Origin of the sequence: Providencia sp. 21OH12SH02B-Prov (assembly GCF_027362595.1) — a bacterium.
In the GTDB taxonomy this organism is placed as follows: domain Bacteria; phylum Pseudomonadota; class Gammaproteobacteria; order Enterobacterales; family Enterobacteriaceae; genus Providencia; species Providencia zhejiangensis.
Window position 1 is genome coordinate 1,237,548 of record NZ_CP114796.1, and the last position, 25,559, is coordinate 1,263,106.

The 25,559-nt window shown below is 37.7% G+C and carries 21 protein-coding genes, 1 tRNA gene and 1 pseudogene; 14 read left to right on the top strand and 9 right to left on the bottom strand.

The features are described from left to right. Nucleotides 1-96: 96 nt before the first annotated feature. From purK to ppiB, 4 genes are all read right to left on the bottom strand, one after another. Nucleotides 97-1,179, bottom strand: coding sequence for a 5-(carboxyamino)imidazole ribonucleotide synthase (gene purK, locus O7C57_RS05950; RefSeq protein ID WP_163860846.1), 1,083 nt, complete (start codon nt 1,177-1,179; stop codon nt 97-99). After that, the gene (gene purE, locus O7C57_RS05955; protein WP_163860847.1) at nt 1,176-1,682 is read right to left on the bottom strand and encodes a 5-(carboxyamino)imidazole ribonucleotide mutase; all 507 of its coding nucleotides are present in this window, start codon (nt 1,680-1,682) and stop codon (nt 1,176-1,178) included. Before purE ends, purK begins: the two co-directional genes overlap by 4 nt. Before the next feature lie 159 nt (nt 1,683-1,841). Beyond that, nucleotides 1,842-2,564, bottom strand: a complete 723-nt coding sequence (locus tag O7C57_RS05960; RefSeq protein WP_154623279.1) for a UDP-2,3-diacylglucosamine diphosphatase — start codon at nt 2,562-2,564, stop codon at nt 1,842-1,844. Nucleotides 2,565-2,577: 13 nt separating this feature from the next. Next, on the bottom strand, nt 2,578-3,072 hold the full coding sequence (gene ppiB / locus O7C57_RS05965) for a peptidylprolyl isomerase B (protein ID WP_154623280.1): 495 nt from the start codon (nt 3,070-3,072) through the stop codon (nt 2,578-2,580). 411 nt (nt 3,073-3,483) lie between these two features. On the opposite strand from ppiB, the gene cysS reads away from it, so the two are divergent. From cysS to O7C57_RS06010, 9 genes are all read left to right on the top strand, one after another. Next, a complete protein-coding gene (gene cysS, locus O7C57_RS05970; protein ID WP_154623281.1) occupies nt 3,484-4,872 on the top strand; it encodes a cysteine--tRNA ligase in 1,389 nt (462 codons plus the stop codon). 670 nt (nt 4,873-5,542) lie between these two features. Then, the gene (locus O7C57_RS05975; RefSeq protein ID WP_230085842.1) at nt 5,543-6,058 is read left to right on the top strand and encodes a fimbrial protein; all 516 of its coding nucleotides are present in this window, start codon (nt 5,543-5,545) and stop codon (nt 6,056-6,058) included. A gap of 69 nt (nt 6,059-6,127) precedes the next feature. Continuing rightward, entirely contained in the window at nt 6,128-6,853 is a 726-nt protein-coding gene (locus tag O7C57_RS05980; protein WP_269723770.1) for a fimbrial biogenesis chaperone, read from the top strand. Beyond that, complete coding sequence (locus tag O7C57_RS05985; RefSeq protein WP_154623460.1) at nt 6,837-7,388, top strand: fimbrial protein; 552 nt, start codon at nt 6,837-6,839, stop codon at nt 7,386-7,388. The genes O7C57_RS05980 and O7C57_RS05985 overlap by 17 nt, the downstream gene beginning before the upstream one ends. A 34-nt stretch (nt 7,389-7,422) precedes the next feature. Further along, nucleotides 7,423-8,010 (top strand): fimbrial protein, encoded by a 588-nt coding sequence (locus tag O7C57_RS05990; protein WP_269723771.1) that lies wholly within the window; start codon nt 7,423-7,425, stop codon nt 8,008-8,010. Nucleotides 8,011-8,015: 5 nt separating this feature from the next. Next, nucleotides 8,016-8,744 carry a fimbrial biogenesis chaperone gene (locus tag O7C57_RS05995; protein ID WP_269723772.1) on the top strand — a complete coding sequence of 243 codons (729 nt, stop codon included), beginning with the start codon at nt 8,016-8,018 and terminating at the stop codon, nt 8,742-8,744. Further along, nucleotides 8,744-9,496, top strand: a complete 753-nt coding sequence (locus O7C57_RS06000) for a fimbrial biogenesis chaperone (RefSeq protein WP_196713411.1) — start codon at nt 8,744-8,746, stop codon at nt 9,494-9,496. The genes O7C57_RS05995 and O7C57_RS06000 overlap by 1 nt, the downstream gene beginning before the upstream one ends. A gap of 74 nt (nt 9,497-9,570) precedes the next feature. Beyond that, nucleotides 9,571-12,168 carry a fimbria/pilus outer membrane usher protein gene (locus tag O7C57_RS06005; protein WP_167520912.1) on the top strand — a complete coding sequence of 866 codons (2,598 nt, stop codon included), beginning with the start codon at nt 9,571-9,573 and terminating at the stop codon, nt 12,166-12,168. A 28-nt stretch (nt 12,169-12,196) separates the two neighbouring features. Beyond that, nucleotides 12,197-13,345, top strand: coding sequence for a hypothetical protein (locus O7C57_RS06010; RefSeq protein ID WP_154623453.1), 1,149 nt, complete (start codon nt 12,197-12,199; stop codon nt 13,343-13,345). A 263-nt stretch (nt 13,346-13,608) separates the two neighbouring features. Here the strand turns inward: O7C57_RS06010 and ybcJ are convergent, their stop codons facing one another. Together ybcJ and folD are read right to left on the bottom strand one after the other, a co-directional pair. Then, on the bottom strand, nt 13,609-13,821 hold the full coding sequence (gene ybcJ / locus O7C57_RS06015) for a ribosome-associated protein YbcJ (protein WP_154623452.1): 213 nt from the start codon (nt 13,819-13,821) through the stop codon (nt 13,609-13,611). Nucleotides 13,822-13,839: 18 nt separating this feature from the next. Continuing rightward, nucleotides 13,840-14,697, bottom strand: coding sequence for a bifunctional methylenetetrahydrofolate dehydrogenase/methenyltetrahydrofolate cyclohydrolase FolD (gene folD / locus O7C57_RS06020; RefSeq protein WP_154623451.1), 858 nt, complete (start codon nt 14,695-14,697; stop codon nt 13,840-13,842). A 187-nt stretch (nt 14,698-14,884) separates the two neighbouring features. Here folD and O7C57_RS06025 point away from each other — a divergent pair. The 3 genes from O7C57_RS06025 to O7C57_RS06035 all read left to right on the top strand — a co-directional run bounded on the left by O7C57_RS06025 (nt 14,885) and on the right by O7C57_RS06035 (nt 18,159). Beyond that, nucleotides 14,885-14,961: transfer RNA gene (locus O7C57_RS06025), tRNA-Arg, on the top strand. Between the two features lie 532 nt (nt 14,962-15,493). Beyond that, the gene (locus O7C57_RS06030) at nt 15,494-16,249 is read left to right on the top strand and encodes a YnfC family lipoprotein (protein ID WP_154635574.1); all 756 of its coding nucleotides are present in this window, start codon (nt 15,494-15,496) and stop codon (nt 16,247-16,249) included. A 1,337-nt stretch (nt 16,250-17,586) separates the two neighbouring features. After that, entirely contained in the window at nt 17,587-18,159 is a 573-nt protein-coding gene (locus tag O7C57_RS06035) for a hypothetical protein (RefSeq protein ID WP_154622038.1), read from the top strand. A gap of 167 nt (nt 18,160-18,326) precedes the next feature. Here the strand turns inward: O7C57_RS06035 and O7C57_RS06040 are convergent. From O7C57_RS06040 to uidA, 3 genes and pseudogenes are all read right to left on the bottom strand, one after another. Beyond that, nucleotides 18,327-19,024 (bottom strand): IS1 family transposase gene (locus tag O7C57_RS06040; protein WP_269723143.1). Its coding sequence is split into 2 segments (ribosomal slippage): nt 18,327-18,775 and nt 18,775-19,024, totalling 699 coding nucleotides; the frame shifts between segments, so codons are not numbered across the junction. A 59-nt stretch (nt 19,025-19,083) separates the two neighbouring features. Further along, a pseudogene (locus O7C57_RS06045) lies at nt 19,084-19,722 on the bottom strand (MFS transporter); the annotation flags it as partial. Next, the gene (uidA, locus tag O7C57_RS06050; protein WP_154622915.1) at nt 19,719-21,530 is read right to left on the bottom strand and encodes a beta-glucuronidase; all 1,812 of its coding nucleotides are present in this window, start codon (nt 21,528-21,530) and stop codon (nt 19,719-19,721) included. The gene uidA and the pseudogene O7C57_RS06045, both read right to left, overlap by 4 nt. A gap of 1,709 nt (nt 21,531-23,239) precedes the next feature. On the opposite strand from uidA, the gene O7C57_RS06055 reads away from it, so the two are divergent. Together O7C57_RS06055 and ascB are read left to right on the top strand one after the other, a co-directional pair. Beyond that, complete coding sequence (locus O7C57_RS06055; protein WP_154635554.1) at nt 23,240-23,383, top strand: hypothetical protein; 144 nt, start codon at nt 23,240-23,242, stop codon at nt 23,381-23,383. A gap of 493 nt (nt 23,384-23,876) precedes the next feature. Next, nucleotides 23,877-25,307: a 6-phospho-beta-glucosidase gene (gene ascB / locus O7C57_RS06060; protein WP_269723773.1), complete on the top strand. Its 1,431-nt coding sequence runs from the start codon at nt 23,877-23,879 to the stop codon at nt 25,305-25,307. Nucleotides 25,308-25,559: the final 252 nt, after the last annotated feature.

Genomic DNA, 25,559 nt, shown 5'->3' on the forward strand with positions numbered 1-25,559 from the left:
TCAACTCCAGTAACTCTGCCTTTTCGTAAAAAAAGCAGCCATATAAATGCAAAATGCCCGAAAATATCGGGCATCGTATGGCGCTATTTTCCCTATTTATTGGCTGTAGTACCAGTTTAATTTTTCTTTCGCCCAGTCAATGCCACTTTTGTACTCATTTGGTAACAGCTCTACTAGCGAATTTAGGCTGTCAGCAAGCTCAGTTGGGCAGCTGTGAGTCAGGTTTAAATGACCAACTTTACGAACAGGACGAACGTCTTTTTCATACCAGTGCAGATGAACTAACGGTAAACTTAACCATTGTTGATTGAGCTCAGTGCCAATTAAATTCACCATAACAGAAGGATTAAATACTGTCGGCGATGGCATTGGTAAATCTAAAATAGCGCGTAAATGCAATTCAAATTGGCTGATAGAGGCACCGTTCTGGGTCCAGTGACCACTGTTATGCACACGTGGAGCTAATTCATTGATAAGTAATTTATCACCAACGACAAAACACTCCATTGCCATAACACCAACATAATCTAGCTCATTCATGACAGCACTTAACATAGCCTGAGCTTGTTGCTGCTGTGAATGGTTCGCGTTGGGGAAAGCGACACTGGTGCGTAAGATACCTTCTTGATGTAGGTTATGGGTGATAGGATAAAATACACACTCCCCCGCACGATTACGCGCGCCAATAACGGATACTTCTGCATCAAAAGGGATACCTTGCTCGACAATACAGTTCCCATAGATTTCATCAGGTAGACTCGCTTCGTTGCCGGGTGAAACACGCCATTGACCACGGCCATCATAGCCACCCGTTCTACGTTTGACGATCAAGAAATCACCGAGGGTTGCAAAGAGTTCAGGCCATTGCGCTTTAGCGTCAAGAGAAGCCCAAGGTGCGGTGGCTAAACCCAGCGAATCAAAGAGGCTTTTTTGTGGGAATCTATCTGCTAAACGAGGAAAAATATCTCGGTTAATAAAGGCATTATGAAGTGCTAGCTCTTTAGTCAGTGGTGTTTCAGGCCAGCGCTCAATTTCTGCGGTGATAACACTTTGTTGATAGGGAACGGCTTCAGGTTCCGCATCTAACCCAACAGGAAATACAGCAATACCAAGCGGTTCACCTGCTTGACGCAACATGCGGCCTAATTGACCATTACCAAGGACACAGACGGGTTTCATTGTGCCTCCCGAGGATCAGGGTTGTTAAGCACATCATTCGTTTGCGCCTCACGCCAAGCGGCTAAGCGAGCAAATAGCGCCTTATCAGTATTCGCAAGAATTTGTGCGGCCAGTAGTGCCGCATTTGCAGCACCGGCCTTACCGATTGCCAGTGTACCTACAGGGATACCTTTAGGCATTTGTACAATAGAGTAGAGACTATCGACACCACTCAACGCAGCGCTTTGTACTGGAACACCTAACACAGGAACTAAGGTTTTTGCTGCAAGCATACCCGGTAAATGAGCGGCTCCGCCGGCTCCTGCAATAATCACCTCAAAGCCATTTTTTTTTGCTTGTTCCGCAAAGGAGAATAGTTTGTCGGGGGTACGATGTGCTGAGACAATTTCAACGTGGAAAGGCAGTTGCAGCTCGGTTAAGACATCGGCAGCGTGTTGCATGGTTGTCCAATCACTTTTAGAACCCATAACAATAGCGATTTTTGCCGCAGATTGAGCAGTCATTTTGTGTAATCCCTGTGGTTAATAAATTTTCACCGTGAGGTGGGAAAAATGAATTGCCCCGATCATATCATGGTAACTCGCCAAGGAAAACGTTTGCGTGGTTAAAATATCAGCAAACGAATGCGGGTTGAGCAATTTACTGAGTTACCGTATCAGAGATTAAAAAGGGAAAAAAATGAGCTCAATACCTTGTTCATTTATCACAAATGCTGAGCCTTCATGATGCCATGCACCTAAAACGCCGCGATAATAACGTTTATCAGCGACATCAATTTCATGAATAGCGGGGCGATGGGTATGACCATGTATCATCCAGTCCGCTTGATAGTGTTCTAACGCTGCAATAACGGCCTGCTGATTGACATCCATAATTGATTCGGCTTTCATACTGCTAGCATATTGACTATTTTTACGCATTTTTTCAGCAATACGTCGGCGGATAAATAGAGGTAAAGTTAAAAATACACGTTGGATCCATGGTGTGTGGACCTTTTGACGATAACGTTGATAAGCTTGGTCATCGGTACACAGTGTATCGCCATGCAAAATCAACACGCGTTGACCATAAAGTTCAAGCAATGTTTCTTGGTTAAGTATCGTCATGCCACATTGCTTGGCATAACGTTTGCCTAGTAAGAAGTCACGGTTTCCATGAATAAAGTAACAAGGGATACCACGGTCAGTAAGGCTTTTTAAGGCTTCAGCCACTTGTTGATGGAGCTGAGTCTTATCGTCATCACCAATCCAATAATTAAAAAAGTCGCCGAGGATATACAGGCTGTCGGCATCAATAGCTTGTTGGTGAATAAAATTCATAAAACCGGCGGTAATCGCCGGTTCATCTTCACTCAAATGCAGGTCTGCAATGATATAAGTGGACATATTATGCGTCGAATTATTCGCTAACAGTCACTTTTTCAATCACAACATCTTCGCGTGGAACGTCTTGGTGGAAACCACTACGACCTGTTGAAACCCCTTTGATTTTGTCAACAACGTCCATACCTTCAACAACTTCTGCAAATACACAGTAGCCCCAACCATCAGGGTGTTCTGAACGGAAGTTAAGGAAGTCGTTATCAACAACGTTAATGAAAAACTGTGCTGTAGCTGAGTGTGGATCGTTAGTACGAGCCATGGCTAAAGTACCACGATTATTTTTTAAGCCGTTATTAGCTTCGTTTTTGATCTGTGCTTTTGTTGCTTTTTGTTTCATGCCAGGTTCAAAACCGCCGCCTTGGATCATGAAACCATTAATGACACGATGGAAAATGGTATTATTGTAGAAACCTTCACGGCAGTAATTCAAAAAGTTTTCGACGGTTACTGGAGCTTTATCGTCAAAAGTGTTAATAACAATGTCACCGTGATTGGTATGAAAAGTCACCATAATAGCTATCCTGAATAATTGTATTTATTGCGCCTTCTGTTGAAGGCGTGGTTGTCAGGAAGTTTATATCACAGATAAAACCCGACTTGAAGTCACTGTCTAGGTTATCAATGCGTTGAACGATAGCGATAGTATGACAAAGATCATGTGTATTTCTTGCATTCTGATAGTGTTCAGGGTTCAATATCATTCTATTTTGTAGGTAGATACCTTATATTTATTGAAATATCCCTTAATAGCTTGAACCAGCGATACTCCAAAGAGTTTGAGATGCGAATTCACGATAGGTCTATCGCGAGCAGCTTCCGAAATACTAGCATAGGATGAGCGAATGCTATCCGTCGCGCGGTAACTGGGAGTGAGTCGAGTATATGGGTGATAAACACGTACACATTTAACGGAATAGTCCAGATGCTACAGATTTTTAATACACTGAGTCGCCAAAAAGAAGAGTTTAAACCCATTCACCCAGGGAAAATAGGGATGTACGTGTGTGGTATCACCATTTACGATTTGTGTCATATTGGTCATGGTCGTACATTTGTGGCTTTTGATGCCATTAGCCGTTATTTACGCTATCTGGGTTATGACCTCACTTATGTACGTAACGTGACGGATATTGACGATAAAATTATCAAACGTGCTGCTGAAAATAATGAAACAGTTGATGCGTTAACGACTCGCATGCTGGCTGAAATGCACAAGGATTTTGATGCTCTCAATATCCTAAGACCTGATAGTGAACCTCGCGCAACACAGCATATTAAAGAAATTATCGAGCTTACTGACTTACTGATCAAACGTGGCCATGCATATGTGGCAGAAAACGGTGATGTGATGTTTGAGGTGAAAACAGATAAAGATTATGGGCAATTATCTCGTCAAGATCTAGAACAACTACAAGCAGGGGCGCGTGTTGAGGTTGCTGATGTTAAACGTAACCCAATGGATTTTGTACTATGGAAAATGTCAAAAGAAGGTGAGCCTAGCTGGGAATCACCATGGGGCTTAGGTCGTCCAGGCTGGCATATTGAGTGTTCCGCGATGAACAGCAAAGCATTGGGTAATCACTTTGATATCCATGGTGGGGGTTCTGATTTGATGTTCCCACATCATGAAAATGAAATCGCCCAATCTACCTGTGCTCATGATGGTCCTTATGTGAATTACTGGATGCATTCAGGGATGGTGATGGTTGATCGTGAAAAAATGTCTAAATCACTGAATAATTTCTTTACTATTCGTGATGTACTAGGATATTACGATCCTGAAACCGTGCGTTATTTCTTATTATCTGGCCATTATCGTAGTCAATTAAATTATACTGAAGAGAATCTAAAGCAAGCTCGTACGGCTTTAGAGCGTTTATACACCGCGCTTCGTGGTACAGATAAATCAGTGGCTCCTGCGGGTGGTGAAGTATTTAAGCACCGTTTTGAAGAAGCGATGAACGATGATTTTAATACACCAGAGGCTTATTCCGTCCTGTTTGACATGGCTCGCGAAATTAACCGCTTAAAAGCAGAAAACATGGTTGCTGCGAATGAATTGGCAGCGGAATTGCGTCAATTAGCCAGTGTATTAGGATTACTTGAACAAGAGCCGGAAGCCTTTTTGCAAGGTAATGCACAAAGTGAAGGCGATGAAGAAGTTGCTAAAATTGAAGCACTGATTAAACAGCGTAATGACGCCCGTAAAAATAAGGAATGGGCTTTAGCCGATGCAGCCCGTGATGAATTAACGGCAATGGGAATTGTGCTAGAAGATGGTGCACAAGGAACAACTTGGCGCCGTAAATAACCTCTCATACGATTAGATTAACCCGTTTAAATATTTTTAACGGGTTTTTTTATTCCCTTTTTCTGCATTTAACATCCTACTTTATTTATGGATTAATAAATAAAGCTGGTATCGATTCAGCTAAAAAATTCCAATTAAGTCACTTAAAAGATATCGGCTTTTAAAATATTAATAGTATAAAAATTCAAATGTTATTAATAGTAACGCAACGGGCTTAATTAATTTTTTGAGCTATTTTGATAAATAATATTTCAAAAGTAGCAACATTATTTAATTATCTTGAGTGACTATAAACTCACAAAATTAAGTGTTAATACTTAATTAACACAAAAAACTACCAAGTTAATTAAATATAATTTTATATTTCAACTTTATAGTCTAAAACTGACTATTATGGATTTAGATTTCTTTATTTTTGCTTTGGTTGGCTCACTGATAGTATTTTAAATGAAAATTTAGATTTAAATAAATGTTAAAATAATATAATGAGGTTTAGTTTTATCATTATTAAAAAAGCAGGTGTTTACATAAATGTATTTTTATTTATTATTTTAATAGGTAGGGGTAAATATTATTTCTACTTACACTGATCTTTTATTTCTTATTTATTTTGAATTTATTATGAGGCTACTTAAGCTCTATTAATCACTACTTGTTCATGAGGAATATCATGGCTTTTAAAACTAAGTTAATTACAGCGATGTTATTTACTGGCGTCAGCTTTGGTGCTGCTGCTGGTGATAATAGCGATAATATTACACTGAATGGTGTAATTACCGCGGTAACTTGTAATGTCACTGCAAATGGTGGCAACTCAGTATTTAATGTTGGTACTTTTGCTCAAAATAGCTTTACACCCAATGTACAAAATGGTGATACGGCGCTTGTTGTATCATTAGAAAATTGTAGTGCGGATTCAGATAAAGGTGCTTTATATGTACAAGGCACAACCACGACGGCTAACACAGCAAAAAATATCTTTATCGGTAGCGACCCTACAGTTGGCTTTATGTTGCAAGAAGATGGCAAAACAGACCAAGTCGTTGCTAATAAAGCCATTCCTGTAACGGTATCTGCAACACAACCAACTAATTATTCTTTCAAGGTTGGTATGGGTTCGACTGATGCTGTGCCTGCTGTTGGTTCATATTCAGCGCCAATTATTATTGCTTATGCATCTGAGTAACTCGTAATACTTGAAGCGCAGATTTCTGCGCTTCATTTTAATGTGAAATAAATTATTAGGTGTAGGGATATGATAGTAAAAGTATTTGGCATGATTGGAACAATGTTATTATTACTGAGTTCAACCTCAGCAATAGCGGGGATCATATTGCATGGAACTCGCATTATTTATAATGAGAGTAGGGACAATGTAGGTGCGAACATTACTATCAAAAGCGAAGACAATTCGAATACGCCATATTTAATTCGTACACAAATTTATCGTGATGTACAAGGACAAGTCGCTCAAGATAAGTTTGTGACAACACCGTCTATGTTTCGCTTGGAACCTAATAATTTAAATCAGGTTAAAATTATCAGAATTAAAAATGATTTACCAAAAGATCGTGAATCTATTTTTTATTTTAGAGCAATAGCATTACCAGCAACAGATAAGCTTGATGATAAAGCAAACCCTAACTTGGCAGGGACATTGCAAATTGCAACGGGAAATACGATCAAACTATTTTATCGACCTGTTAAGTTTTCTATTAGCCAAAAAGAGGCGATGGGGTTATTGAAATTCTCTCTGCACTCTAATGGATTAAAAGTGGCCAACCCGACACCTTATTACATCACGCTCAGTGAAATTAAAGTGGCTAATAAATTGGTTAAGCTTAATCCCAAATTAGGTAATACCATGATCGCCCCTTTTAGTGATGTGGTGTATCAAGATATTCACCAAAAAGGCAAGGTGCAGTGGAGCGCAATCAATGACTTTGGCGGAAGGGATCAATTCAATGGCTCGGTTCAATAAACTGTCATCGATATTTCTGGCATTGATGTTGGTAAATATCAGTCATGCTCATGCAGAGAGTACTGCAAAAGTCGATTTATCAGCGTCTTTAGTTGATGGTAGCTGCGCTATTGAGTTATCAGAAAAGTCACTGGATTTTAAGCCTTACAGTGTTACCGATTTTCCAACGGCAAAAACAACGGTTGAAATACAACCGATTACAGCAAAAGTTTCATGTGAAGGTGGGAATACAACACCGTTATTAAGTTTAAAAGGCATAACGCCGTATAGCGGTAATAATAAAGTTTTTTTAGACGGCGCTCCTAATGGAACAGGATTTATGATCCAGCGGAAGATAAAAACACGTGGATTAAATGATTTTTATAATGATGACGCATTAGAAAATCAAGGTAAGCAGGTTGCCTTAACACCATTAAATTCATCGAATCAATTCTCAAGTACGGAGTATTTTGAAATTGGGCTTGTCAGCGTAGAGAACACGGTTACTCCTGATTTTTTAAAAGCCAATATTACATTTACCGTTCTTTTTCAGTGAGAAGTAAGGGGCAGCTGTGCAGAATTTTTTCATCTTGCATAAACAATTACAGCGGATTATGAAATTTGCTTTGTTGGTCATTACATTAAACTATCTGGGGCATATAGCCTTAGTAAAAGCAGAGCCAATTCGCATTCATTTTTCAGCGGAGTATCTTCAAGGCACATGCGAAATTAGTGTCAGCCAGCCGATTATTGAATTTAATAACGGCGCAAGTATTTTGACCTCGAATGTGAAGAATGGAACAGCGGTACAAGAAAAATTTACCTTAGATTTTATTAATTGTGATAGTAAAAGCTTAACTCACTATACACCTAAAATTAAAGTATCAGGTGAAAGCTTAACACTTGGTGGTAGCCCTTTATATGTAAATTCAGCCAGTTCAACAGCGAAAGGATATGGTTTTTTACTCACTACAGAGGGAAACAGCTATTTCAAAGCAAATAATAATTTAGCTGAAACAGGGTGGATTAATGCGACTTGGACGGCTAATAGCCCATTATCGATATTAAATAAAACGAAAATACCGTTTACGACAACAATTTCATGTGGGAATTGTAGCGGTGAATTACAAGGTGGAAAACTCCATAGCACAGTAACATTTCAATTTTTTTATGACTGAAAATAATGATGAAACTTTTTTTAGTGTTATTAACTTTATTATTTAGTTGCATATTTAATATCGCTATTGCGGATGGCGGCGTATTGCTGAACCAAACACGTGTTATTTTTTTAGGGACGGCGAAGAGCACAAAGGCAACAATAGAAAATCGTAGCAATAATACCTATTTAGTTAAGGTTAATGTATTGATTTCACCTGACAGTCAAGAAAAAGCACCTTTTTTAGTGAATCCACCTTTATTTAGAATGGAATCACAAAGCCAAAATACAGTAGTGATTATGCCTAATCAAATAAAGCATCTACCTACTGATAGAGAATCTGTTTTTTATTTAAGTTTTTTAGCGATACCAAGCGTACCAAAGAATGAATTAACAGAAAGTAGCGAAAGTTATTCGCAAGTCTCTTTTGGCTTACAAATGGTTATTAAATTATTTTACCGACCCGAAAATATTATTAGCGGCGTAAATCAGGCACCATCACAGCTGACTTATCAGCAAAAAGGAAATGTCTTGATTGTGAATAATCCAACGGCTTATTTTCAGACATTCTCTTCACTAAAGGTAAATGGAAAGCAAATAGATAATCAAAGTGCAGGAATGATGGTTGCTCCTTTTTCAGACATAAAATACCAAATTAACCAAGAGGCTAAAGATATAACTTGGAGAGTGATGAATGATTTTGGTGGAGAAAGTCGAGAATACCATCAAGCCTTGAAAGGTGGAGAGAAAAAATAATGAAATTTTCATCATGGCGTGCTTTGTTATTTTTTCATTTTATATGGCTATTGCCAATCACATCAAACAGCCAAAACGCGCTTAAATATGATGGAATTGCAATGCAATCCACGAGAGTCATTTATCCTGAGTCTGCTCAAAAGGGCGTCGCGTTTAAAGTGACTAATTACAGCAATATGGCTTATTTATTGCAGTCTCAGGTAACAGAACCAAATGCCAGCGGGCAAAAGAAACCTGATTTTATTGTACTGCCACCATTAGAAAAAGTTAATGAAAAAGACTCAGTAGTCTTAATGATTAAAGCGATTAACCATAAAATGCCCAAGGATCGTGAGTCATTATTTACTCTTAATATAAGAGCAATACCGAATCAGAAAAAAGAAGAGGGTAATGCAGCAAGATCGCAAATTATTATTGCAACGCAAAACCATCTAAAACTGTTTTATCGACCAGATGGATTACCAAAATATAGTGATGATGAAATATCAAAGAAACTCGTTTTTTATCGAGATAAAGGTCGTTTAGTCGTAAAAAACCCAACGCCTTATTATGTGACTTTCGATTCAATTAAGGTGGGAAATAACATTATAGACCCCTCATCTTTATTTGAAATGGTTCCACCAATGGGGCAACAACAATATCCATTACCTGAAAATACCAAAGGTGAACTGATATGGACGTTAATTGATCGGGACGGTGGGGTAACACAGCAATATACGAGCGAATTGTCATTATTCAGTTCTCTTTATTGAAATGAAAACAAGTAAAAAAGAGCACTTACTGCTTTAGGCCTCATTTTGCTATTGATAAGTCAATGGATATAAATATGAATAGAAATAAGCACATATCACCTGTTTGCGTAAGTCCTACTAAATTTGTATGGCATCCTATTGCGTTGTGCTTGATGTTAAGCATTCACTCTGCGGTAGCAGAGGATTATTTTGATCCGGCATTTTTACAAGCGATGGGCGAAACGGATCAAGTTGACTTATCTGCCTATGCTAAAAAAGGCAGTATTGCACCGGGTGAATATCTCGTTTCTGTTTATATAAACCAAGTTGGGATTGGGCAACTGCCCGTTACATTCAAGGAAAATAATCAGGGAGTTGTATCACCTGTATTAACCCCCGCATTTTTAGAAAAATATGGGGTGAACATTAAACAATTACCAAAAACAAAAGACTTACCAGAAAATTATTCTATTGATAACTTATCGGCATTAATTCCAGATGCATCGACGCATTTTAATATCGCTATTTTGGAATTAGAAATTAGCATCCCTCAAGTCGCCATGAAAGCAAGTCATAACGAATCATTAGATCCTGATTTGCTGGATTATGGCGTACCTGCACTGATGGCTAATTATAGTTTCAGCTATGGACATACTGAAAATAAATCAAAACTGAGTTCAAATAGAAAAAGCGATAATTTTTTTGCAACGGTGAGAGCCGGTCTTAATGCCGGGGCATGGCGTTTACGTAGCACCATTACTCATAGCCAACAGAATACGGATGGTCAAGCGCAAAAGAAGGAACATCAACGTTATACGCGTTTTACCAATACTTATCTGTATCGTGAATTATTTGCATTACGTTCAGTTTTATTAGTGGGTGAAAATAACACTGGGGGGGATGTTTTTGATAGCGTTCCTTTTCGCGGTTTAAAATTAAGCTCCAGTGAAGAGATGCTACCAAGTCAATTACGTGGCTATGCACCTCCTATTGAAGGTGTTGCGAACAGTAATGCAAGGGTTACTGTACGTCAAAATGGTAATGTTATTTATGAAACCTATGTCGCGCCTGGCGCCTTTTATATTAATGATATTCAAGAAGCTGGGCTTTCAGGGGACTATGATGTCACCATCACTGAAGCGAATGGCACAGAGAGAAAATTTATTGTGCCTTATTCATCATTACCAGTGATGTTAAGGCCTGGTGGTTGGAAATATGAAATTACTGCTGGCCGCTACGATGGAAACGTGACTAATAGTTCTCGTGAGGCAGAGTTTTTATTAGGCACGGCGGTTTACGGATTACCGAATGATACAACGGTTTATGGTGGTGTATTAGCGGCTGAAGACTATCAAGCGGCCAACATAGGGGCGGGAATTTCATTAGGCAGTATAGGTGCTGTTTCACTTGATGTTACATCATCTATTGCAAAACTAAACGGTGATTCACGAAAAACGGGGCAATCTTATCGTCTTCGTTACTCGAAAAGTATGATGAGCACTGGAACTTCCATTGACCTTACTGCACTACGTTATTCAACACGCAATTATTATAATTTCAGTGAATTTAACTCTGAAGGCTATCAGCTTGAAGAGGGCGTTTACCCATGGGCAATGCAAAGACGGCGTAGTAGTTTTCAAACTCAAGTCAGTCAACGCATGGGAGATTGGGGAACCCTTTATGTGCGAGCAACTCGCGATGATTATTGGGGGAGTTCTAGAACGCAAACGGGTGGCTCGATTGGCTACAGTAATAATTATAAGGGGATAAGTTACGGTGCTAACTATAGTATCGATAGAATTAAAGATGATAATGGCAGTTGGCCTGAAAATAGGCAAATTTCCTTTAATATAAGTATCCCATTTAGCATATTTGGCCACTCGGAGTCTTTACAGTCTATTTATTCAACTAGCTACTACACTCGCGATAATAATGGACGATCGCAAATCCAAACAGGGATTAATGGCAGTTTAATGAGTGGTGATTTGACCTATAGCGCTTCCCAAAGTTGGGAAAACAAAGACGGTGTTAATAACAGCAATATTAACGTTGGTTACCAAGGAAGTAAGGGCAGCGTTACTGCTGGCTATAGTCATAGCAGTGAGACTCAAACATTTAATATGAACGCAAATGGCGGCTTATTACTCCATTCTGGTGGGCTGACATTAGCAAAAAATATGGGGGAATCGGTAGCTCTGGTTTACTTACCTGATGCACCGGATGTCAGCATTAATAATGGGTCTGCTCGTTCTGACTGGAGAGGTTATGGTATAGCGCCTTACCTTTCCGATTATAGAAGAAATAGCATTAGTATCGATCCAACGACATTGCCTGATGATGTCGATGTGGCGCAAACGAATATCAATATCTATCCAAGTAAAGGGGCTGTTGTCCCCGTTAATTTCACGACCAAAAAAGGCTACCAAGTATTAATGACGATTATTAAAAATAATAGTCCAGTTCCGTTTGGTGCCATAGCCAGTCTCCAACATACAACGGATAACTACAGCAGCATTGTGGGTGATGCAGGATTAGTTTATTTAACTGGATTGCCGGAAAAAGGGAAACTTCTCGTTAAATGGGGGGAATCCGCAGAAAAACAATGCACGGTTAGCTTTGATTTAACGAATGTGACGTTAGACGTCGATCAACCAATACGCCAAGTAACTTACACATGTGCTCCGGTAAAATAACAAAACGCATTAAGGTATTTGACTGATTATGAAATATCATTATTTAAAATATAAAGCCGTTATGAGCTTAGTACTTCATAAATATGTTACTAGCGCAGTGATAGCATTTAGTTTTATGCCTTCTTCTGCATTGGCAGTCAATATTAACGCGACACCGGGTGAAAGTGTTATATCGCTTGGTAATGTAAATGCAGAAGTTACATTAACATCAATTAGTAGTGCATTCTCAGCTGCGGCAAATAGGGCCGATGGTTTTGCGGTGCATACATCCTCAACAGCATACAACTGTTTATCAAATTCGAATGAAGCTGTTGTCGGTAATATGAAAGGTTATAAAGTCGCGGAAGATATCATTATTGGTCTCCAAAGTACCAATGCAACAGGGGTAGCGTCAGTTGGCGCTGGAGCGCAACCCGCATCTGCAAATTATAAAGATATTACTGTAAAAGGCACATGGAGTAGTAACGGTAGTTATACTGTCACTCCAACACAAGTGCCATCTGCAATGTGGTGTGGCTCTGCTTGGCCAGAACCAACGGATCACGTATGGAATCCACAGAAAAAAAATAATAAGGCTTCAATACAAGGTAAACTCTTTTTATATGTAGGGCCTAATGCAAAGCCTGGGTCTTATACATTACCGAATCTTTATCTCATAAAAGCGGCTACAAGTAACGGTGATTTAGTCAACCAACAAATTTTTGAAGGTGGAACACTAACCGTTAGTTATCCCCCTTGCTCTATATCTACGCCGACAGAAGTGACATTCGATACGACAAAAGGGCTGCCTGTTATTAATCCGACATCTTCAATCACGGTTAACTGTGGCATTAATAATGGCCGAGCTTTTCAAATTGGTATTTCTGGAACACCTGTCGCGCCATCAATGTTAGTGGGAACTCATGCAATTAGTTTGCATTATGGTGATGGCACAATAGGAGGATTAGTCCGCGGTTATATAGGTAGTAATGCAGCAACTGACGCTGTTGGTTGTTTGGATAGAGCGTCAAGCATTCCTTTTTCAGAAAAGAACCAAGGTTTAAATTTTATGCTATTGGGGGCGAATACGTCCGGAGCTTCACAGACGCAACCTCTCGTTTGGTCGTTATGCCCTAATGGCACTGAAAAACCAGGTAAAGCAACGGGAACCGCGGAGCTTGATGTTGTCTATAAATAAGTGTTTTAAAGCAATACGATAATCAGAGAAGTGCATAAAACTATTTTTACAAATATGATTTAAGTAAAGGGAAGGGGTGATCGAAACATACTCATTTTATGTAGGGGTTGGTTCTTCAGTGATTTGATTCATTATATGATAAATCGCTATTTTTATAATTGTATTACTTGGTTGTATCATTATGTATGATCGTGCTTAAAAATAGCACGTGAAATATAAAAGTAAGCCGAAATGGAAGATCAGCTTACTTTATTATTTTTTAACTAGTCTTGAATTTTGATTTTTTGATCGTCCATAGAGACGATTTTTCCAGCGGTGATTTTGCAACGTTTACGCGTTTCTACCACGCCATCAACTTGAACTAAACCTTCAGCGATCATCGCTTTAGCCATTGCGCCACTTTCCGCCCAGCCTTCTATTTTCAGCAAATCACACAATTCAATGTGTGGGTGACCTTCAAGTTTAAAAATATCCATGACAGCTCCCTGATTAAATTAAATATCGTGATACTCTTCGCACGCTTGTAACGTATTTTGGATTAATGTTGCGACTGTCATCGGCCCTACGCCGCCAGGAACGGGGGTGATCCAAGATGCATGTTTTGAAGCTTCATCAAAGTCAACATCTCCTGTCACTTTACCGCTTTCAAGGCGGTTAATACCGACATCAATCACGATGGCGCCAGGTTTGACCCATTCACCGGGAATAAAGTTAGGTTTACCGACAGCAACAACTAATAAATCCGCATTGCGGACGTGTTGTTCGAGATCTTTCGTAAAACGATGGGTTACTGTGGTTGTACAGCCAGCAAGCAGAAGTTCTAAGCTCATTGGGCGACCAACAATATTTGAAGCACCAATAATAACGGCATTTAGACCATAGGTATTAATACCACAACGATCTAATAGGGTAACAATCCCCCTTGGTGTGCAAGGACGCAGACGAGGTGCGCGCTGGCATAGACGACCAACATTATACGGATGGAACCCATCAACATCTTTATCTGGATGAATGCGCTCAATGACTTTTACGTTATCAATACCTGCTGGAAGCGGTAATTGAACTAAAATACCATCAATTTCAGGGTCTTGGTTTAAATCATCTATCAGTTTCAGGAGTTCTGCTTCTGTGGTTGTATCTGGTAAATCATAAGAACGAGATAGGAAACCAACTTCTTCACAGGCGCGACGTTTGCTACCAACATAAATTTGTGAAGCAGGGTTTGCACCGACTAAGATAACTGCAAGACCAGGGGCGCGTTTTCCTTGTTCTATGCGTTGTTGTACTTTTTGGGCAACTTCCTGCCGAATTGTCTGCGCAATCGTTTTCCCATCAATAATTTTTGCTAACATCTGTGACTTAATCCATAAATGAGACTTGGGGATACCTCTATTTTGTCAGAAGTTCGCGTTAATGTCAGTTCTATCTGTAACATAAAATGAGCAGATAGTTATTTTAGTAGAGAAAACTCATTGACTCAGCGCGTAGCAACCGTATAATCCCACGCTATCAGCCAGATAGGTTGAAGCATTTTTCGATGCGCCCTTAGCTCAGCTGGATAGAGCAACGGCCTTCTAAGCCGTAGGTCACAGGTTCGAACCCTGTAGGGCGTACCATTTCGATGTTCCCCGATTTTACTAACTCCCTTAAAAACTTAAAATAAATCAATAAATTAGTTTTATTACCCTATATTTAGGGTGACTTAGCCTATTGAAATCTACGTATGTGTGGGCATAATTAGAAAGAATGATTGATTAGGCACTGCGGTTTTTGCTCAAAAGAGTCTAATCGCTAAGACAGATAAAGTGTTCAAATTAAAGGGCAGCTGGCAATCTTTTCCTTCACAAGGGGAATTTTACCAATAAATAACCGCTTTTCTATTGAATTCTAAGCTTTTTATATACCGCAAGAATAACCTTCAAAGCTCTTATCGTTAATGATCTTTTTACAATAATTTGTTAAATTTATGAGTATAATAGCGTAATAAAAATACGTACTTTTAAATATATACATTGAAATCTTTTGCTCTAAGTAAATTTACCTATGTTATTTTCAGCCTATAAAAATCGACAATATTAACAATAAATCAACATGATTATAATTAAGAATGATTCACAGCATATTAGTAGATTAAAGGTGTAAAATTAAATGAATAATAAATATATAGCGTTAGTTGTACCGTTAACTTTTTTTATATCTTTTGAATCCTCAGCATTTGACAAACAAGAGTACAATCCTGTTGTGTTCAACATGGCAGAGTTATATGACTTCAATCCAGTCAAAGGTAATGTTAAAGAAATAAAATCAACGGTTTATAATGAAGATAAGACTATCAACTATGAATCAAAATTAAAAATTGGCCGTGATGGTTGTGTAGAGAGTTTTAGCTTAAATCAGAAAAAAGATGAGTACCTGAGTGGTCTTCATAATTACCTTTTTGTAGAAAGAGTAAAAAATAAGTTAATAGGTATGGATGCTAATGGGCCAGTAGAAATGACCATAGGTAATAACTGTGAGATAATATCAAGGAAGGACACTAATGGTGAATTGATATATCAATACAATAAAGATGGTTTTATTACCGGTTCAATACTGGCTGACACCAAAGAAAAATTTGGTGAAAATATTTACAATGAGTTTAAATTACCTATCGCAATAAAATATTACAAAGGTGATGATGTCATTTCTGAAACTAGAATCACCTATGGTAAAGATATGAGCAAAGCTTTTGACCATTTAATGGAAATTCGGGCTTTAGGTCAGACTATATTGCAAGTCGATTCTAAGTGTCATTATGATCATCAAAATATTCCATCTCAATGTAATTTTGTTCTAACGCTCGACTCGAATGGTAAGAAGATCCATCTGAAAAAAAACAGCACCACAAAGGTGACGTTCTATTGAGCTGCGGGTGATGACAAAGCCTATAAAATCTGGCGATATAATTAGCGGAGTGTTGATTAGATAGGCTTGTCAGCGATGTTAAAATATTAACCGCCTTTAAATGCGTGATGCGTGTTTGATGCTCACAGCTCGTTTAGGCCGCTTTCTTGAATAATCGCTATTTTTCGTCAAAGACGTAGTCTAGTACTCTCGGAGATAGGGCTAGATTTTCATATCGGTACGCACAGTATGTTGCTGCAATTAGCTATTGGCATTCCCCGCTTAGATCAATACCAAAAATCAAATTAATTCGATGAATTGGCGTAATGGAAGTATGCGTGGTGGCGAAAATGTAGGGCAAACACTGGTAGTTTAAATTTTTCAGATCCCAGTTTGTTATTCGATGCTGTTATTCAGTGGCTTGGTGTGGGCCTTATGAGTTAATTACTCGCCTACAAGGCATGTGCAATAGGACCGTTATTCCCTTTAACTGAACAGCGTATTATGGGAGCTAACTGGGCATGGTTAATTCATCAAGAAAGTGAAAATCATCTCCTAACAAAAGTATTTTGCCAGTGGATAACAACTCAATTGGCACTATGCGATAATGAATCTAATACTGGATGTCATCACTTGGAATAAGCAATAAGAGAATATGCAGCAATGGAATAGCTGCTCATGAGCCGATTGCTCGAATCAATTTTATCAATAATAGTGTTAACTCAAATTCAGTTTGAGGGCTATTACTATTTGTTGTGAAAATAAGATATACTTCATGATTATCAATAGCTTACCAAAAAAAAGATAAAGTTATTTACCTTTTAGACATCTTTCTCTCTCTTAGCAAATAAAACAAAATGATGATTAAGATCGATGACAAGAATTATTGAAGTAGTACGCTATGTTAAAAACGATAGATAGTGACGGTTAGATTAAATCTAAGTTAATTAAGATATATCCGATAAATTTGTTTTCCTATGGTAATTAATAGATATAAATAAAGCCATCATTGTATGTTTTATTCATCTTGCTCCTATGTCAAATTTTTATCAAATTTTTGTCAGGGTTTAATCTGGGGAATAAGAGCTAAGTCACTATAATGCTAGCTTTCTGTGAGAATCAATATCTAAATTAAAATTGATGACACTCGTTTTTTTTATACTGCGAATTAAATTGTAATTATTGGTTTTTATTCTAAATTTATTTCGATATATAGCGCTTTGTTTTAGTTTAATCTTGGACAATGATAATCAGTATGTTTGCAGATTATATATTTACTATATACAATAAAAAATCTTTAAAGATATCATTAAGTACAATTTATTTGTGCAGTATTAATTATAACTTTTAGGATCAAAATGAAAAAACATATTCTACCAATTACTCTACTTAGCGCTGCTACACTGCTAGTTACAGGCTGTAGTTCAAATAAAGATATGTGGGGCGAATTCGCCAATATCTTGACTGATTCTAGCTCTATTGTTAAAGAATCAGAAGACTGGGAAGCGTATAGCATAAAAACAACCCAGCAAGGTGTTGTTTACAGTAAGGCGAATTCAGCGGATCAGCAATTTGTCAGTCATAAAATGGATGCTGAATATGCGGATGCGGTGAATCGTTTATCTTCGCCTTTTGCCAGAAGTGATAAAGCCAAAGATAAATTGGCTAAAGAAAACCAAGGCTATCGTTTTAAATATAATGAAATCATGGTGGTTAAGGATAAGAAATCATCAAATACACTTGGTTATTGTGTGAATTATGATTCTGATCGTATGGAGAATGGCCAAGTAAAAGCGGTCAAAGAAGAAGATAAGATCAGAAAGCAATTTATCTATGTTGCTAAAGATAAGCCTCTATCTGTCACGACAGTGAGTGGTGACTTTATTAAAGTCATGTGCGGTGAAAATTTTTATAAAAAATACCAGTCATAATTTTGCTGACAGGTTAAGGGTATTTAGAAAAATAATCTAAATATCCTTGTTCGTATCTAAAATGCGTTAGGCGGAAAAATTTCCCCTAACTCATAGAAATCGTTTTAAGTGATAAAAACCATATTCAGTATATGGTTTTTTTGGTCGTGTATTCAATATAGAGATCATCATAATAGGTAGTATTCGCGTTCAATGAATGTACCGATGATTTTGTCATGCATTTCAGGTGACTTCGAGTAACCTAACGTCTTACGGTTAAGGCGCTTCAAGCGGTTTCTCAGGTTCAAATTCTCTCTTTCTATTCGTTGCGTATAAAACTTACTTACCACATGTTTCTGCTTGGGCAATATCTCATAAGCACTGAACTTATCCGTGCACCAAAAAGCCACATTAAACCTAGACAGTAAAGCCAGTAACTGGTGAAGAGTCCTTTTGTTTCGACGACCAAACGTATGAGCAATTATCCGTTTTAGGCGGGGCTCCCACGCATACCAAAGCCAGCGTTGTTGCTTCTTATTACCCACAAAAGACCACTGTTCATCGACTTCGCAAAGGAGTTCAATGTGCAGATTATCAAGGGGTAAAGAGGTTACCTGCTTCGGCGAGAGTTTTTTAAAGTGCGAACAACCGCATTAATGCTGATATGAAGGGCTCTAGCGGTATCACGAATACCGGCATTATTCATCGTTAGGTCGATAATTTTATCTTTGGTACCGGGCTGGCAGGCACGATATTCATAGTCGAGTTGGAAGCTTCGGCAGCAGTCTTGACAACGATAACGTTGATGACCTGTACTCCCTAGGCCATGTTTTTTCACTGAGGGAGTTTGTTGACAAAATGGGCACCTTACATCGACTTTAGCCATGAATATTCTCCGATAAATTACCCTATATTACAGATTAATCACCAGATTGAATACATGACCACAATAATTTCTTTGGTAGATTTAAAACAGACAAAATAGAGCCCTACACCAAAGAAAGCTAAGCCTAATGTCACGTAAAAATAGACCTTTTCCATCTCAATTGACGCTATATTAGCGCCAGCACTTGATACAAAAGGAGTAATTAAAAGTGTCAGGAAGATACCCGTAACGGCTCCCCCAATACTTCGGGCTGCACCTAATCTGGCACGGGATAATGGTTGTAGTGTCATCGCCGTAGCAAGGGAACCATAGGGAATATTGATTAGACTATAGCAAACACCTAAGGCCATATAAGTGACATAGGCATAAATGACCTTATCGCTATGAGCCCATTCGGTTGGAACACTAAAAACCAGCACGCTGAAGAACATTAATGGGGCAGAACCAAATAAGATGAAAGGCCTAAATTTCCCCCATCGTGTATGCGTTTTATCAATAATACGACCAGCGGCAACGTCAGCAAAAGCATCAAAAACTCGAACAACCAGTAACATGGTACCTGCTGTTGCGGCACCAATACCGGCGACATCGGTATAATAACTGAGTAAAAACATTGCCCCCATAGCAAAGGCAAAGTTATTGGCAACATCTCCTAGGCCATAACCAATAATTGAACGCCAAGAGAGTTGTTGATTCATTGTTTTTCTCCTTGAAAAGGTTTTTGCCCATAATTCATTTCACTCCACCGTTTTTTTAATAAATAAGCTGCGCCTTTAGGTTTTCTGTCTCGAGTAAAAATCCCTTTTCGATTACCTCCAGCACGCCAAACACCTTGTGCGGTATGAAAGTCAGCAAAGTTCCATACCTGTTCGCCAGTAACCGCTTTAACGCGATCAAAAACGCGGTGGTACATTGCCAACCAAGCAGATTGGAACTCTTCGCTCCACATATCGGTATACATGGAATGCAGTCCGGGCAGGGTATCGACCCCATACTCCGTGATAATGATGGGGCGATGAAACTTCTCTTGCCATTGTAATAATTCAGTTTCTAGTGCTTTTTCGGCGCGTTCTAAATCGCCACTTTTTAGGTACCACCCGTAGTAACGGTTTAGGCAAATAACATCAAAAAGATCCATAATCATGTCGTTTTCAATGTCTCCAGACATGGCATTGACATAAGTAATGGGTCTAGTGGGATCAAGTTTGCGTGTGGCTTGCACTAATGGTTCAAAGTATGCTCTAGCGCCTTTGGCTTGGCAGTCTGGTTCGTTTGCTATACTCCACATGACGACGCTAGGATGGTTTTTATCGCGGTTGATGAGCTCTTGTATCGCTTGTAAATGGGCTTGCTGGGTTTCGCTATTGACGGTTTCATCACTGAATAATACGGGGGGTTTCTGACAAACATCGGAGCTAACACCAAGAGTTAAATTAAGTCCGACTGCTGCCACTTCATTGATGATGATAATGCCGTGTTCATCTGCCCAATCAAGCATTTCTTCGGCATAGGGGTAGTGAGAGGTACGATAAGAATTGGCGCCAATCCAATTCATCAATGCATGGTCATGTACCATAAACGTATAATCAAAGCCTTTTCCGCGAATATCCGCATCTTCATGTCGCCCAAACCCAGTAAAATAAAAAGGTTGATGATTAATTAAAAACTGCTCATCTTTTATGTTTAATGAGCGAATACCGATTTTTAGAGGGTATTCATCATAGTGATTTGCATCATTAACGAATATTTTCAAGGTATAGAGGTAGCCATGACCCGGCTGCCACAGGTGAGGTGAGCTGAGTTGCAATACACCGTGTTTGCCATTCCCAAAAGCAACGCATTTTTTATCTTGATCGTATAACTCAATGGCGACTTCACCATTAGCGATGATTTCCCAATGAATTGAGGCTTGGCTTTTATCATCGGATAGCTCAGTGACGATAATGGCATCGTCGACAAATACTCTTGGCGTGCTATAGAGCATGACGCTACGATGGATTCCGGCATAGTTAAAAAAATCATGGAAATAAACTTGTGTTTTTTTGCCATTTTCGTCATGAGTCACTATGCCAGGAGGAATGGTTTGCCATGTGAGTTCATTACTGACACAAACGGTAATTCGTACTTTTTCATTTGTTGAAACTAAGTGGCTAATATCAGTTTCAAAGGGGGTATAACCTCCTTGATGTTGGATTAGGAAATGGTCATTTAGCCATACCATGGCATTATGTGTTACGGCATCAAATCGTAAGATGATTCTTTGATGTTCCCAACCTTTTGGAATGTAGACTTCGCGCTGATACCAAACATTTCCGACATAATTACGAATAGTGTTATCCGCAAATTGGTCGTTAAAACTCCCCGGTACGGCAATGGTTCGGTGGTCAGGCAGAGGAAATTTCCACCACTGTGCGGTAATACCGAGATCTGCTGTATCTAAACAAAATGACCAAAGGCCATCCAGTTTTTTGATCTCTCGGGTTGATGTTTCAATAGGGCGTAGCATTTTATTATTTCCTTTCGAATAGGATGGAATAAATTTGGTTTATCAATTTTGTTATTTGGTTTACCAATTTTTAGGTGTGCGCTATGAGGAATACAACTATGAAAAATGAAAAGAGGTAAAATTTGATGAGTGGATCATGTATTAAAAAAAAATCATTAATATTATGTGGAATAAATCACAAATAATTAAACTTTTATTTAAAGATGAAGTTTATTAATAAGTGGTTTTATTATTTAATTTCTCTATAAATTATCGTGATTTTAATAAATTTGATTGAATTCATTAAAGAGGTTTTTGCCTGTATCTATTTGATATTTAAATGTATTATTTTTTTGTTTTTGAAGCAGAAGATCATAAGAGTATGATGTTATGAGTTCTTTTTTAGTATTATGGTTTATTTGAGTATTCACTTATAAAATATGACTAATAGCTATGATTAAATTTAAATAGGCTGCTATTCTGATAGAGTTTATCGCTAAGTGTTTAATGTATAATTGGTTAACCAATTATATTCAGGGACTAGGTCAGGCATGATTCGTTGAGTGGGACAGTGCGCCCATGTCAATTTTTTAAGGAAACTTAAAGTAGGCGTGGTTTTAGTCTGTCACCGAGACTAGAGTGAACATCTATCCTTCTTATTCCTGTTAGTGCTATTAGTGACGGCTTATATTGGCTGTTTTTACTGATTACGTATTGTATTTTGTATTAGGATAAAGTGAATTAGGTGTTAATACGTAATAAGTTGCTAACTAATAACAAAAAATAAGTGCATGTGTGTTATCTGGCTAATCTTTAGTTTATCTTGTTCATTATAAACTTATATATTTCAGGTAGATATAAGGAAAAGCTAATGAATAAGAATGCAGCAATAAAATAGATATTAATGGCCTCCACTGTAACTGTAGTAAAGAGTGTTGCAACCGCGAGAATGGTGACAATAATACGCCGGCTATTTGCCGTCATTGCATTAGACAATTCACTAAAAAATGATTCAATAACTTTAAACATAACAATTCCTTTTTATAGTTCCGCGATGAGTGTATATGATTTAAATAAAATATTGAAGCTTTTATTAGCTATTCGTGCTATTTAATATTAAAATCACTTATCAGAATTGTTGTTTTTTAGCACATTTAACTCAAATGATGGGTAAAATGATTTATAATATTGATAATTACATTAAGGTATGGAACTTTAATTACACATTTTGTTTTATTACCTGATGTATAATTTATTTTAATCGATTGATTTGAAAAGAAATTGTTATTTTATGTAATTTTTTAGTGTGTTGCTGTGGCCTATTTTCATGAAAAAATACAAATCAAACAATTAAGTGTTACTACCTAGTGTGTTTTAACTATTTAGAAAGTGATTAATATCACAATTATTTTATTATGTTTAAATACTTTGTCTATTTAATATAAGTATTCTATTAATGACTGTTTAGAGGGGGGATTTTAAAACAGCATCGTTAATACATAGCTGCTTTATTTTAGATAAGTTGTAATTTTATGCGGTTATTGGTGAGTCCACATTGAAAAGAAAAGATAATAGCTAAAAGTAAGCGTAAACGAAAAGGGTATTCACTTCGTTATAGCGAGTGATTTTTATGTGGTTTTAAAAGTACAGCACGGCATTTTAACACTATTCTGATTGATTATTACAATCAATGTCACTATTGTAATGTTTTCGATAACAAGGAACAGATTATGCCATCTATTGATATGACAGAACTATTAGGCTACTCCATTGCTTCTAGCATAAAAATGGTTTGTACGCCATTTGAGTTCTTTTATCAGACCAATATTATTGGTGATGTCAGTGCGTTGTTAACACTATTCTTCGTCTATTAATTTTGATGTTAACTTAAGTGTTATCATTGATGGTGAAATTTATTTATAAATTTTACCCAATCAATGATTATGTTATGGTTTTTTGTAGTTTGTTTCTAATAAAATCAATTATTTGCGGTTTTTTCTTTCCTCTTTTCTTCGCCTTGTCAGCGTTGTAAGACTGTCATTTATTTTTAATATAAATTGATCTCTTGGCTATCTTATTAAATAAAGCATTTTGATATGGATTATTTTTGTGTGGAAAATCACAAAAAATAATTATTTCTCATTGTTGAGTTGTTTTCAATGACGATATATTGTTAGTTTTCTTGTAAGTGATTGTGGGCTTATAAATATATTAATATAAAATATTAATTATATTATCTTGGTTTATATTTTGATAATAATTTACTTTTGTGCTCCTATTAAAATTATTATTCCACAATTAGATGGAATAAATAGAATCTACTATTTTTGAAAAAGATAGTTAACTTATTTAAATATGAGGGTAACCATGTCTGAAACGATATTTCCTCAAGGTTTTTTGTGGGGAGGAGCAATGGCAGCGAATCAAGCTGAAGGTGCTTATAGTGAAGGAGGGAAAGGCTTAAGTACCGCAGATGTTATTCCTTATGGAGAAAAAAGGTATCCCATAAAAATCGGTAGAGAAAAACGGTTTCAGTTACAAAGAGATGAATATTATCCTAGTCATGATGCCATTGATTTTTATCATCAATATAAAAGTGATATTGCTTTAATGGCAGAAATGGGGTTCTCGGTTTTTAGAACTTCAATTGCATGGAGTCGGTTATTTCCACGAGGTGATGAAACTACGCCAAACCCAGAAGGTATTGCTTATTATCAAGCCGTATTTAATGAATGCAAAAAATATCATATCGAGCCACTGGTTACCCTGTGTCATTTTGATGTGCCGATGCACTTGGTGATTGAATATGGCTCATGGCGTGAACGTAAGATGATTGATTTTTTCACAACTTATGCCAAGGCCTGCTTTGAAGCTTTTGATGGTTTAGTTAAATATTGGCTCACTTTTAATGAAATTAATTTATTACTTCATACCCCCTTTTCGTCTTCTGGATTATGGTTTGAAGCAGATGAAAATATTGAGCAAGTGAAATATCAGGCTGCTCATCATCAATTAATTGCAAGTGCATTAGCGACTAAGATTGCTCATGAAGTTAACGCCAAAAATCAAGTTGGCTGCATGTTAGTGGGCGGAGGTTATTATCCTTGGTCTCCTAAACCGGCTGATGTGTGGGCGGCAATGGAAAAGGATCGTGAAAACTTGTTTTTTATTGATGTACAGGTACGTGGTATTTATCCTGCTTATGCCCAACGTATTTTTCGTGAAAAGGGGGTTTCGCTAGAAATAGTGGAAGGAGATGAGCAACTTCTTAAAAATACAGTGGACTTTGTGTCTTTCAGCTATTATGCCTCTCGTTGCGCTGCATCGGATATGGAAAGAGATGAAAATCAGTCAGTTAACGCTGAAAAATCATTGTCCTCTCCCTATATTCAACATAGTGATTGGGGGTGGGGGATAGACCCTTTGGGATTACGGCTAACAGCGAATATGCTTTACGATCGCTATCAAAAACCGTTGTTTTTAGTTGAAAATGGTTTAGGGGCTTACGATAAGCTTGATGAAAACGGTGAAATTATTGATGACTACCGAATTGACTATCATCGAGCACATATCCAAGCATTAGCGGAAGCGATTGCGGATGGTGTACCGGTTATGGGCTATATTTCATGGGGGTGTATTGATCTGGTTTCTGCCTCTACGGGGGAGATGAGTAAACGATATGGATTTGTGTATGTTGATAAAGATGATCACGGAAATGGCTCATTAGCCCGAATACGTAAAAAATCCTTTTGGTGGTACCAGAAAGTAATACAGACGCATGGTCGAGAGTTAGAGTAAATTACACTTTCTTATATTTTGTAGATAAAAAAAAGAGTCCCTTTAGGGACTCTAACTAAATGAAATCACTACTACATGATTTAATTTACAGCGGTATTATGGTTATTTTCTTCACTACTATATCATACATGATGTCAGATTTACTTATACTTGTAGCAACATTAAAGTGCCAAGTGAGTGAATTCGATGTCTAGAGCGCTCTTTTATCATGCGTTATCTTTTTCACTCTTTAATATACGCTTCTTGGTGAGA